The organism is Streptomyces sp. NPDC043870 (genome assembly GCF_056435785.1).
This window is the reverse complement of the sequence record NZ_JBWKDT010000037.1, coordinates 63,842-76,190: the sequence shown is the minus strand read 5'-3', so window position 1 is coordinate 76,190 and position 12,349 is coordinate 63,842. Positions and strand designations below refer to the sequence as shown.

Here is a 12,349-nt window from a genome sequence, read left to right as displayed (position 1 = left end):
CCGCTTTCCCCCCCCCTTCCCTTTCTCCCCCCCTCCCGCCGCGCGTTCCCCCCAAACCCCCCCACCCCCCCCCCCCCCCCCCCCCCCCCCCCCCCCCCCCCCCCCCCCCCCCCCCCCCCCCCCCCCCCCCCCCCCCCCCCCCCCCCCCCGCGGCGTGAAAGGCGACAGGTGTCGGCGCCGTCAGACGAGACGGGCGGCGCCGCCCCACTCGATCCATTCGTCGGTCTGCTGGACGGGGGCGAGGTCGGTGTCCGGCCGCCAGGTCGACACCTCCACCAGGCCCGGCTCCAGGATCTCCAGGCCCGCGAAGTACTCGGTCACTTCGTGTTCCTCGCGCACCCGGCCCCAGTTGCCGCCCGTGGCCTCCGCCATGAAGTCGGTGACGAACCGGCGGATCTCGGGCCTGTCGCTGACGAGCTGACAGACCACGAGGAAGCTGCCCGGCACGAGGCGCTCGGCCACTCGCCGGATCAGTCCCGCGGGGTCGGACTCGTCCGGGATGCAGTGCAGCACCGACACGAACAGCGCCGCGACCGGCTGCTCGAAGTCGATCAGCCGCGTCGTCTCCTCATGGCCGAAGATGCCTTCGGTGTCCCGCATGTCGGCCTGGATGACCGCGGTGCGTTCGTTCTCCTCCAGCAGCGCGCGGCCGTGCGCCAGCACGATCGGGTCGTTGTCGACGTAGACCACGCGTGAGGCCGGGTCGACGGCCTGGGCGACCTGGTGGACGTTGTCCTGGGTCGGGAGCCCGGAGCCGTGGTCGATGAACTGCCGCACGCCGTGCTCGGCAGCCAGCGTCCGGACCACACGCCGCAGGAACCGGCGGTTGTTGACGGCCAGCGTCTTGGTGCTGGGGACCTGCTTGAGAAGTTCCTCGCAGGCGTCGCGGTCGGACTGGTAGTTGTCGTCGCCCCCCAGGAAGTAGTCGTACATACGCGCCACGCTCGGCACCTTGGTGTCGATGGCGTCCGGGCGCCACGACTCGCGCTGCATCCAGTCCTCATTCACGTCAGTGGGAATCGGATCCTGCAAGACGCACATGCTAGGGAGAGCTGGGGAGGCGGTACAGGTCGTTCACCCGGCAAGGAAATCGGAAGGGACCTCTTTCAGCCACACTCCCGCATTCCGGCATTCCCGGATTCCGGCATACGTGGCACCGCAGCCCCGGGGCGCCCCGGAGGCACGCGAAAGCCCCCGGGCGAACCCCGGGGGCTTCGGTGCCGCGAGTTCGGCCCGATCCGCCGGACAGGACCCAGGGCCCGCCCTGCGGATCGGGCTGGATCATCGGGTCGCAGGGCGTCGCGAGCCCGGCAGGATCCGCCGGAGTGGCCCTACGCCAGGAAGTCCCGCGCGATCGACTCCGCCGCCCGCTCGAGCAGCGGGCCGGCCTGCGCCATGCAGACCGCCGGGTCCGGCTCCAGCTCCAGCAGGGAGTACGCGCGGCGGATGCCCGCCTTGCCGAGGGCCTCGGGGGGCAGGGCGAGCCGGCCGCAGACCGCGACGACGTCGATGCCCTGCGCACGGGCCGCCGCGGCGACGCCGGCCGGGGCCTTGCCGTGGAGGGTCTGCTCGTCGAGGGAGCCCTCGCCCGTGATCACGAGGGTCGCGCGCTCCAGGGCCGACGCGAAGCCCAGGATGTCGAGCATGACCTCGATGCCGGGGCGGAAGCTCGCGCCGAGCGCGACCAGCGCGCCGTAGCCGATGCCGCCCGCCGCGCCCGCACCCGGCGACTGCGCCTGCTCGGGGCCGAGGACCGACGCGTAGTGGGCGAGCGCCGCGTCCAGCGCGGCCACGTCGTCCGGCGACGCGCCCTTCTGCGGGCCGAAGACGGCCGGCGCGCCCTTCGGGCCGGTCAGCGGGTTGTCGACGTCGCTGGCGAGAACCAGGCTGACGTCCCTGAAACGCGGGTCGAGGCCCGAAAGATCCGCTTCGGCCAGCGCGCTCAGCGCGCCGCCGCCGGGGCCGACCGGCTTGCCGTCCGCGTCCAGGAAACGCGCTCCCAGCGCGGCCAGCATCCCGGCCCCGCCGTCCGTCGTCGCGCTGCCGCCGACACCGAAGACGATCGTCCGCGCCCCCGCGTCGAGCGCGGCGCGCAGCAGCTCACCGGAGCCGTACGTGGTCGCGGTGAGGGCCGCGAAGACACCTTCGGGGAGGTGCTGAAGGCCGGAGGCCTCCGCCATCTCCACCACGGCGGTGGTGCCCCGCAGGGCGTACGCCGCGGTCACGGGCTCGCCGAGCGGCCCGGTCACCCGTACCTCACGGCGCTCGAAGCCCGCTGCGACGGCTGCCGCGACCGTGCCGTCGCCGCCGTCCGCGCCGGGCAGGGTCTCCACGGGAAGCCCGGGGACGATCCGCCGCAGCCCCGCCGTCACCCGCTCCGCGACCTGTACGGCCGTGAGCGAGCCCTTGAACTTGTCCGCCGCCACGAGCACTCGCGCGGCAGTAACTGCTCCGTCCGCCACCTTGCTATCCCTTGCTTTCGAACGTGCAGTCGCGCCGCCCCGACCCTATCCGCACCCCGAGACGGTGTGCCACCCCCTGATGAGACGGTATTTCGTACCATAGTGGGGCGCCATGAGTACGGAACGTACGGGACCGATCGATCAGCCCGCGCCGCCCGGCCCTTCACCCGCCGTGTTCGCGGCCCCTCGGACGGCCGACCGGATCCTCGGCGGCTGGCTGGGCAGGATCGCCGGCAACATGCTCGGGAAGCCCGTCGAACGCGGCGACTACTGGACGCGCGAGCGCATCGACCGCTACCTGCGGCTCACCGACGCGCTTCCGCTCACCGACTATCTGCCCGAGCCGCCCCCGGGCGCGGCGGCCGATTTCGAGCTGCGCCCGGAGTGGCGGCAGTGCGTCCGCGGCCGCATCCACGGCAGCTGCCGCGACGACGACGTCGACTACGCGATCCTCGGGCTCCATCTGCTGGAGACGCATGGCTTCGCGTTCACCACCGAGCAGGTCGGCGAGCTGTGGCTGCTGCGGCTGCCGTATCTGCAGACCTTCACGGCCGAACGGGCCGCGTACCGCAACCTCACGGCCGGACTGAAGCCGCCGCTCACCGCCACCCACGACAATCCCCACCAGGAGTGGATCGGCGCCCTGATCCGCGCCGACATCTTCGGCTGGACCTGCCCGGGCGATCCGTACCGCGCGGCCTCCCTCGCCCGCCGGGACGCGGTGCTGTCCCACACCGGCAACGGGGTGTACGGGGCGATGTGGGCCGCGGCGATGATCGCCGCGGCGTTCACCGCCACCGGTGCGCGCGAGGCGATCGACACGGCGCTGGAGCACATCCCGGCGAGCAGCCGCCTCTCCCGTACCGTCCGTCACGCGACCGCCCTGTACGACGCCGGCCTCACCTGGTCCGACGCGCTCACCGAGCTGGACCGGGAGACCGGGCGCCTCAGCTGGATCCACACGGTCCCGAACGCCGCGGTCATCACGGCCGGACTGCTCTACGGAGCCGGGAACTTCACCGACACGATCGCCCTCACCGTCCGCGGCGGCCTGGACACCGACTCCAACGGCGCGACGGCGGGTTCGGTGGCCGGTGTGCTGTGCGGCGCCTCCGGCATCCCGGCCCAGTGGACGCAGCCGCTGGAGGACCGGGTGCGCAGCGCCGTGTTCGGATTCGACGGGGCGCACATCGGGGAACTGGCGGACCGGACGGCGCGATTGGCGGCAGCCTGACCGGAAACCGTCTCCCACCACGGCACTTGATCGGCACAATGGCCAGGTGCCCGAGTACATGGAAGTTTCGCTGACGGACGGTTCACAGGTGCGGCTGGAGCTGTCCGGCACCGGAGAGCCCCTCACCGTGCCCGGCCGGACGGCCGGCCCCGACGACCTTCCGGAGGGTTTCGGGTCTGCGGTGCCCGTGGCGCGCGGCGGAGAGGGGCGCGCCGCGACGCGTGCCGCCGACGCACTGCGCACCGCTCTCAGACCGATGGGTCCCCTGCTGGACGAGATCCACGCCTCGGTGGCGTCCGCCGAGAACCCGCCCAGTGAACTCACGGTCGCGTTCGGCGTGGAGATCGGGCAGGACCTCAAGCTGGGCATCGTCGGGGCGAACGGCAAGGCCACGATGACCGTGTCGGCCACCTGGCAGCCCAGGGAGCGGCAGAACTGAAACATGGGCTGGTTCAGACGGCCGGCGGCCCCGGCCACCCGTCTCTCGGTGCTGTACGCCGACGGGCGGATGGCCGCGGGCGGCGCGGCACTGCTGTCCGCGCGCAAGGTGCTGACCTGCGCGCATGTTGTCAATGACGCGCTGGGGCGGGATCCGTACGAGACCGGGTGGCCGGCCGGCGCCGAGCTGCTCATCGCCTTTCACGCAGAGTCCCACGGTGAAGCCGGGCCCGTCTGGCGGGCGGCCCGGCTGTCGGTCTGGGTGCCGCCCGGACCCGTCGCGTCCGCGCTGGTGTGGCGGGGCGACCTCGCGGTCCTCGAACTGACCGAGCCCGCGCCGCCCGGACCGCGCCCGGTGGTCTGGCGCGACATGACCGAGGGCCAGACGCTGCGCGCCTGGCACGGCGGCGGCGCGGCGATCACCTTCGCGGACACACACGTGAAGCTCCAGGAGGGCCGCTTCGGGTATCTGGACGGCGAACTGTCCGGCGCAGCGATCGGCCCCGGTTTCAGCGGCGGCCCGCTCTGGTCCCTGGACGACGCCACCGTGGCCGGTCTGGTGGTCGCCCATGTGCTGCCGGAGCGCGAGCGCCCGCTCGGCGCCCAGGACACGGTGCGCCGCAGCTGGGCGGTGCCCTGGCAGACCGTACGGGACGAGCTGGAGCGGGCCGGGGCGGCGGAGGTGCTCGCCGAGTGCGCGGTCCACAGCCCGCCGCCGGACGATCCGGCGACCGCGCCGCTCACCGCCGAGCTGTGGCAGCTGCTGGGCGACCCCGTGCGGCGGGCCCAGCACGCGCGTGCGCTCGCGGCCACGCTGGGATACGAGCCTCCCGCCGGTGAATCCGCCCCCTCCGTCGAGGAGTTGGCGGCGGTACTGACGGTCGAGGAACGCGCACTGGCCACGCTCAGCGAGTCGCTCGCGCCCGCGGCCGGGACCGGGCCGGGGCGCGAGAGTCTGGACCGGCTGCTGATCACCGGGCAGCTGGCCGGTGCACGGCTGCTCTCGGTGGACGAACACCGCCTCCTCGTCACGGAACTTCAGGCGGTGGTGGAGGCCGACGCGACGCTGCTGCCGCGTGCCGCCCGGGAGGCCCTGCGCTACACACCGCTGCCCGCGCCGCTGCGCGCGGCCCGGCTGTCCCGTGACGATCTCGGCCTGGTGGTGGGCGCGTTGGAGGCGTACCGGGACGGCGGCCCGCTGCCGGACGGCACCACTCCGGTACCCGCGCTGCTCAAGCTGGTCGAGTACGCGGCCGCGTGCGCCCCCGCCCCCTCGCGCAGGGCGCTGGCCGACTGGTCCGACCGGGTCGCCGGGCGTCTCGGGGTGCACCGGGCCGCGCTCTCCCAGCGGCGTGGCGACGCGGCGGCCTGGGCAGCCCACCGGCCCTCGCCGGTCGTACGGCTGGTGGTCGAGGTCGGCATGGCACCGGCCGACCCCGAGGGCCACTTCCGCTGCGACGTCTGGGAGGTGCGCAAGGACGGCGCGGCCGCCCGGCTCGCCGCGGCGGACCGGCCGCGCAGCGCCCCGGAGACAGGCCGGCTGATCCGCGAGTCCGCGGAGCGCGCGGCGGGTGACGGCGGCCCCCCGGTCGACCAGATCGATGTCGTCGTCGGCCGGGAAGGTCTGGAGCTGGCCTTCGACGAGTGGGACGCGGGAAGCCCGCTGGAGTTCCTTCCCGGGGTGCCGCTCGGCGTCACCTACCGGATCGCGCTGCGCTGCCCCGAGGTGAGCGCCCGCGCGCCGCGACGCGATGCCGAGCTGCGGCGGCGTTGGGAGAGCGGGCACGCGGTTCCGCTGGTCGTGGACGAGAGCTGCACCTCGCCGGAGCGGGTGTACGCGATGCTGGAGTCCAGCCACCGGGACACCGCCCAGGTCGTGGTGCACGGCCCGCGCACGGACCGGGAACGGCTGGTCCAGCTGTGCCTCGCCGTCGGCGTACCGGTGGTGCTCTGGGACCGTGAGGCCGAGGGGCATGAGCACGCGCACCGCCTCGACGCGGTCGCGCCCACCGGGCCGCTGCATCAGCTTCCCGAACGCATCCGGCACTTCAGGGCCGAGCGATACGGCGCCCAGGACCCGGGCACCGCGCGGCCGGCGCTGGTGTGGGAGGACACCGAACTCCCGCTGCCTGGCGGGCTCGAACTGCTTGATCCCGCGGAAGGAGCGGACATCCGATGACGGAACGTCATGGCGAGGCGGCCGACTGGCGGCTGTTCCACGGAAACGGACAGGCCCGTGCGGTCGCGTTCCCCGAGGCCCCGCCGTGGCGCCGCTTCGACGGCGCGGGCGGTGACGGCGGCGACGACGGCGGGGGCGGTGACGCCGGCGATCCGGGCACGTCCGGGCCGCTGCCCTATCTGATCGGTCCCGCCGAGGCCGACGTGGTCAACGCGGCGCTCCACCTGCGCCGCCCGTTGCTGGTGACCGGCCGTCCCGGAACCGGCAAGTCGTCGCTGGCCCGTGCGATCGCGTACGAACTGCGGCTCGGCCGGGTGCTGAGCTGGCAGATCAACAGCCGGGCCACCCTGCAGGACGCGCTCTACCGCTACGACGCGATCGGCCGGCTGCGCGAGGCGAACCTGCGCCGCGACCGGGGCGAGGCGGCCGAGGAGCTGGGCATCGGCTCCTATGTGCGGCTCGGCCCGCTCGGCACGGCGCTGGTGCCCGGCACCCGCCCGCGCATGCTCCTCGTCGACGAGCTCGACAAGGGCGATGTGGACCTGCCGAACGATCTGCTGAACGTCTTCGAGGAGGGCGAGTTCGAGATTCCCGAGCTGGCGCGACTGCCCGAAGATCAGTCGTCCGTCGAGGTGCTGACCGCCGATCCGCAGTCCAGGACCGAGGTGGTACGCGGTCGGGTGCGCTGCTCCGAGTTCCCGGTCGTCGTCATCACCAGCAACGGCGAGCGCGACTTCCCGCCCGCTTTCCTGCGCCGCTGTATCCGGCTCGATCTGCCCGAGCCGGACGAGGACCGGCTGCTGGAGATCGTGCGGGCCCATCTGGGCGACGGGACCCGGCTGGAAGGGGCGGACGAGCTGCTGCGCACCTTCCTGGCCCGGCGCGGGCGCGGTGAGCTGGCCACCGACCAGCTTCTGAACGCCGTGTTCCTGCGCAAGGGCGGGGTGGATCTCGACGCGGACGGGCTGCTGGACGCCGTACTGCACCGGCTCGGCGGGACGGTGTAGCCGAAGTGTGGCAGGAGCTGCGGCGGGTCCTCGGCGACGGCGGCGTCGAGCTGTCGAACGAGGAGCTGCTGGACGCGGTGTGGCTGGCGGGACGGCTGCCGCCGGGCGCGGCGACGGCCCTCGCCGCCGCCGCGCCGTCGGCACACCAGGCACCGGACACCGGGGAGTCCGGGCCGACGGCCCACCTTCACCAGGAGGAGCCCTCCACCGACGCGTTCGCGAGCGGAGCGACACCGTCGGTCCAGGGCGCAGGCGACAGCACCGGTGCCCCGTCGGGGCGCGGGGGCGCCCGTCACGGCGCCGAACTGCACGGGCCCCCGACGCCCCGCGCGGCGGACGCCTCCGTCTCCCGCCCCGCCGTGCCCGTACGCGCCCCGGAGGCCAGGGCCCTCGCCTCCGCCGAGCTGCGGATCGGCCGCGCGCTGCGCCCGCTCAAGCAGCTGCGGCCCGACCGCCATGCCTGGGAGCTGGACGAGCCCGCCACGGTCACCGCCATCGCCGAGACCGGTCTGCCGGACGTGGTGCTGCGCCCGGCCAGGACCCGCTGGCTCGATCTCGTTCTGCTGGTGGACGACGGGGTGTCGATGCTGCTGTGGCAGCGGCTCGCGGCGGAGACGCGGACGCTGATGGAGCGCAGCGGCGCGTTCCGTGACGTACGGGTGTACGCGCTGGACAGCCGGGGCTCCGACGCCCCGGTGCTGCGGCACCATCCGTTCGCGCAGGACATCGCCGCCCTCCCGGTGAACGCCATCGCGGATGCGGGAGGCCACACCCTGCTGCTCGTCGTCAGCGACGGCGTCGGTCCGGCCTGGCGGGACGGCCGGATGCACCAGGTCCTGGAGCGGGCGGCCCGCAACGGCCCGACGGCCGTGCTCCACGCACTGCCCGAGCGGCTGTGGGACGGGTCCGGCATCCGTGCCGAGCCCTGGCTGGTGACCACGCGCCGGCGCGGTGCGGCCAACCGGAACTGGCGGGTCGCCGACCCGGTCCTGCCGCCCGAACTCGCCCCGTACCGAGGCGTTCCGGTGCCGGTGCTCGCGCCCACCCCGGAGTCGGTGGGCGACTGGGCGCGGCTGGTCGGCTCGTCCGGTACCTCGATGGTGCTGCCGCTGCTGGCTCCGCGTACCCCGTCCCGCCCCTACGCCGCCACGCGCACGGGCGGCGGTGACGCCCTGCTGCGCTTCCGGGACGCGGCATCCCCTCAGGCGTACCGGCTCGCCGCGCATCTCGCGGCGGTCGCACCGGTGTCGGTGCCCGCGATGCGGCTGGTCCAGGACGCGCTCGGCCCCGACGTCGACACGGGCCATCTGGCGGAGGTGTTCCTCGGCGGTCTGATGCGCGGTGCGGACGGGCCGGAGCGGGATCTGCTGCCGCAGCACCGCGGCTTCGACTTCGCGGAGGACGCCCGCCGCATCCTGCTGGACACGGTGCCGCCCGCCGAACTGGTCCGCACCACCCGCGCGGTCACCACGCGCATGGCCGAACTCACCGACCGGACGGTGGGCTTCCCGGCCTGGCTGCCGCACCCTTCGGGCCGCGACGGGGTGGCGGACGGTGCCCGGCCGTTCGGCTGGGTGGACGACCGGCTGCTGCGGCGGCTGGGGATGCCGGCGCCCACGGCCGGCCCGACGGCTGCGCCGTCCTGGCCGCAGGTGTCCGGCCCGGCGGAGGCGGAGGTGTCCGGGGAGGCCCCCGCGCCGGAGTCCGGCCTGTCGGGGACGGACACGGAGGCGGAGTCGGGGGCGGAGGCTGGGACAGAGGCGGAGTCGGGGACGGACCGGGAGGCGGGGACGCCGGAACCGCGCCCGTCCTTGCCGGCGTTCGTCGACCGGCTCGGCTCCCAGTGGGTCTCGCTCCAGCAGTCGGAGGGGCCACTGTCCGCCGGGCCGTACCGGCTGGTGGCCCGCAGAACCGGCGGCTGGCCGAGGATCGGCGTCTACCTCGGGACCGCCGACGACCACGCCTCGTACGCGGTGCTCCGCGTCCCGGACCTGGTGGACCCTTCGACCGCCTACGACCTGCTGACCACCGAGGCCGAGGCGCTGGCCCGGCTCGGCGCCGAACACGCGCCCCGTCTCCTCGGTGTGAGCACCCGGAGCGAGCCGGGTTGGCTGGCCACCGAGTGCCTGGTGGACCCAGCGACCGGGGAGCCGGCCCCCACCCTGCGCACCCATCATCTCTGGCACGGTTACGTCTCCGCGGACCGGTTCCTCTCCATCGGCAGGCAGTTCGCGGCCGCGATGGCCCAGGCCCACCGCGAGGGTCTGGTCCACGGCACGCTGCGCCCCAATTCGGTCCTGGTCGCCGGTGACGACGTACGGGTCACGGGCTGGATGGCCGCGTCGGTCGACGGTGTGCACAGCGCTCACCGCGAGGCATTCCGCCAGCGGGTGGGGTACGAGGCACCGGAGCTCGCCGGCGCCTCGGACACGCCGACGCCGGCCACGGACATGTTCGCGGTAGGCGTGATCCTGCTGGCGGCCCTGACCGGCGAGTCGGAGGGACCCCCCTCCTCCTTCGAATTCGCCTTGGAGTTCGCGGGTGTGCCCGCCGAGGTCTCCGCGCTGCTCGTGAGCTGCCTCGCGGAGGACCCCTCGGCCCGTCCCACCGCGGACGAACTGCTGTGGGCGTTCGACCCGGACAGCCGGCCGGCCGTCGTCCTGGACGCCGTACCGCTCGGCGCGGACGGCGACGGACGGCCGGTGTCCCTGGACATCAACGCGCCGGACCAGGGCGGTCTCGGCCCGCACGGTCTGATCCGGGGCGGCACCGACGCCGGCCGGCACGATCTGCTCACCGCCGTCGTCCTGGATCTCGCCGCTGCCCACTCCGCCGACGCACTGACCGTCGTCTGCGCCGACTACAGCGGCACGCTGCGCCGCTCGGCGCTCTCCGCGCTGCCGCACGTCGTCTGGTGCGAGGCCGTCGGCGGCCTGCCCGTGCGACTGCGCGAACTGACCGGACTGCTGCTCAAGGAGCGTGGCAGGCGTACGGATTCCGAAGCGGCGGGCCTTCCCCGGCTCCTGGTCGTCCTCGGTGACCTGGACCGGATCGCGGGCACCGAGGAGTCCTTCTTCGCCCTGGCCGACGAGGCGGCGGCCCTCAGCAGGTGCGAGGGCGTCCATGTGATCGTCTCGCAGCAGGGGCGCAGCGCACTGCTCGATCTGCTCGCCCCTTCGTACATGATCGAGCTTGGCTCTCCGTACGCCCGGCTCCGCTCCACCACGACCGCACCGGTCGACTTCAGCCCCGCTCCCCCGCGCACCTCGCCGGCCCGGGGCTGGGACCACGACGAGCGGCACGCCTACGGTGTGACGCTGCTGCGGGACGGCCGCCCCGAGCTCGCACTGCGGGTGCTCAGCGATGTCGTCACCGCCCGCGAGGCGGTACTCGGCGCCGAGCACGAGGCCGCGCTCGGCTCCCGCTACGAACGGGCCTTCGCCCTTCTCTCGCTGGGCCGGAACGCCGAGGCCCTGGAGGAGTACCGGCAGGTGGCCCGGGGCCGGTCACGCGTGCTGGGCCCGGACCACCCCGGCACCCTCGACGCCCGCCAGCAGGCTGCCTTCTCGCTCGGTCTGCTGCGCCGGCACAGCGAGGCGCTGACCCTCTACCTCGAAGTGCTGTCCAAGCGCGAGCGGTTGCAGGGTGCGACCCATGAGGACACCATGCGGTGCCGCCACAACGTGGCCTCCACACTGGCCTCCATGGGCCGCCTCACGGAGGCGTACAAGGTGGCGCGCGACACCTATCGGGCTCGCGCGGACGAGCTGGGCGAACTGCACGCCGACACCCTGGTCACGCTGCATGAACTGGCGCTCGTCACGGCCCGTATGGAGCGCTGGGCCGAGGCCGCCGAGCTGTACGACGCGGTGGCGCGCGGCTGGACCCGGAACCTGGGCGCCGAACATCCCGACACGGTGGCCGCGGCAGCCAACGCCACCACGGCACGGCAACGGCTCGGGGGCCGGAAACGGCCGCCCGCTGCCCCCAAGGGCGGGGGCTGAAGGATGTCCGGGAATGTCCGGTGACGTTCGTGTGTGTCCGGTGTGACACGCGTGATCCGCGGGCCGATTACGCTGCCGCCGTGACCACCAACGAATACTCCGCGTACATCGCGTCCCTGCCCCGCGTCCTCGCCGGTGCCGCCACTCTCTTCCGGGACGCCGATGGGCGGGTGCTGCTCGTCGAGCCCAACTACCGCGAGGGGTGGGCACTTCCGGGCGGGACGATCGAGTCCGACGCCGGAGAGACGCCGCGTGAGGCCGCCCGGCGGGAGACGCTGGAGGAGATCGGGCTGGACGTCGAGCCTGGGCGGCTGCTCGCGGTCGACTGGGTGCGGGGGGCGGCGCGACCCCCGATCGTCGCGTACGTGTACGACGGCGGAGTGCTCAGCGGGGAGCGGTTCAGGGACATCCGGCTCCAGGAGGAGGAGCTGATCTCCTGGAAGCTGGTGGCGCGCGACGAGATCACGACCTATCTGCTCGATGCGCTGGGCCGCCGCGTCCTGGCGGCGCTGGACGCGCTGACGCAGGGCACGGGTCCGGTCGAGCTGGTGGAGGGGCGTCCGGCGGGCTGAGATCCGGGCCGCGGCCCGGTAATCCGTACGCCGAAGCTGGCCCCCGCGGGCCCGCCGCCCCGGGACCGGCGGGCCGGCGCCTCGAAAGGCGCCTTCGCGAGGTAAACGGAACCTACACTTCCGCCTACCGAAACGGAAGGCCCTTCTCCTATTGACCCTCAACGTGCACAGACGCACCCTGAACCCCACGCGTCACAAGGGAGCACAGCATGAGCAGAGCCACCGCCACCCACCGCATCGTCGAATACTGGACGGACAAGGACACCCACGTGATCTTTCCCGTCGAACGAAGCGAAGAAGTCGACCGCATGAGCGACGGGCAGCTGATCTCGAAGTACGGGGACCCGGAAGACGGGGCCGTCACGCGCATCGTCCCGTAGGCCACTCCACCGCCGGCCGCCGCCCTCACCGGGCGAGGACGCGATCACTCGACGTTCGGCCATGGGACCAGCC

The 12,349-nt window shown here is 73.8% G+C and carries 9 protein-coding genes; 7 read left to right on the top strand and 2 right to left on the bottom strand.

All coding sequences use genetic code 11. The features are described from left to right. Positions 1-180 precede the first annotated feature (180 nt). Positions 181-993, bottom strand: a complete 813-nt coding sequence (locus tag AC0699_RS31925) for an SAM-dependent methyltransferase (protein ID WP_478667406.1) — start codon at positions 991-993, stop codon at positions 181-183. A 338-nt stretch (positions 994-1,331) separates the two neighbouring features. Then, positions 1,332-2,462 (bottom strand): glycerate kinase, encoded by a 1,131-nt coding sequence (locus AC0699_RS31920; RefSeq protein WP_478667396.1) that lies wholly within the window; start codon positions 2,460-2,462, stop codon positions 1,332-1,334. Between the two features lie 112 nt (positions 2,463-2,574). Here AC0699_RS31920 and AC0699_RS31915 point away from each other — a divergent pair, with 112 nt between their 5' ends. The 7 genes from AC0699_RS31915 to AC0699_RS31885 all read left to right on the top strand — a co-directional run bounded on the left by AC0699_RS31915 (position 2,575) and on the right by AC0699_RS31885 (position 12,276). Then, the gene (locus tag AC0699_RS31915; RefSeq protein WP_478667394.1) at positions 2,575-3,696 is read left to right on the top strand and encodes an ADP-ribosylglycohydrolase family protein; all 1,122 of its coding nucleotides are present in this window, start codon (positions 2,575-2,577) and stop codon (positions 3,694-3,696) included. Between the two features lie 58 nt (positions 3,697-3,754). Then, positions 3,755-4,135: a CU044_2847 family protein gene (locus AC0699_RS31910; protein WP_478667392.1), complete on the top strand. Its 381-nt coding sequence runs from the start codon at positions 3,755-3,757 to the stop codon at positions 4,133-4,135. Positions 4,136-4,138: 3 nt separating this feature from the next. After that, positions 4,139-6,313: a VMAP-C domain-containing protein gene (locus tag AC0699_RS31905; RefSeq protein WP_478667391.1), complete on the top strand. Its 2,175-nt coding sequence runs from the start codon at positions 4,139-4,141 to the stop codon at positions 6,311-6,313. Continuing rightward, on the top strand, positions 6,310-7,320 hold the full coding sequence (locus AC0699_RS31900) for an AAA family ATPase (RefSeq protein WP_478667389.1): 1,011 nt from the start codon (positions 6,310-6,312) through the stop codon (positions 7,318-7,320). The genes AC0699_RS31905 and AC0699_RS31900 overlap by 4 nt, the downstream gene beginning before the upstream one ends. Before the next feature lie 5 nt (positions 7,321-7,325). After that, positions 7,326-11,324 (top strand): SAV_2336 N-terminal domain-related protein, encoded by a 3,999-nt coding sequence (locus AC0699_RS31895; protein WP_478667388.1) that lies wholly within the window; start codon positions 7,326-7,328, stop codon positions 11,322-11,324. An 80-nt stretch (positions 11,325-11,404) separates the two neighbouring features. Beyond that, entirely contained in the window at positions 11,405-11,896 is a 492-nt protein-coding gene (locus tag AC0699_RS31890) for an NUDIX domain-containing protein (RefSeq protein WP_478667387.1), read from the top strand. 209 nt (positions 11,897-12,105) lie between these two features. Continuing rightward, a complete protein-coding gene (locus AC0699_RS31885; RefSeq protein WP_478667384.1) occupies positions 12,106-12,276 on the top strand; it encodes a hypothetical protein in 171 nt (56 codons plus the stop codon). The last annotated feature ends 73 nt before the right edge of the window (positions 12,277-12,349 follow it).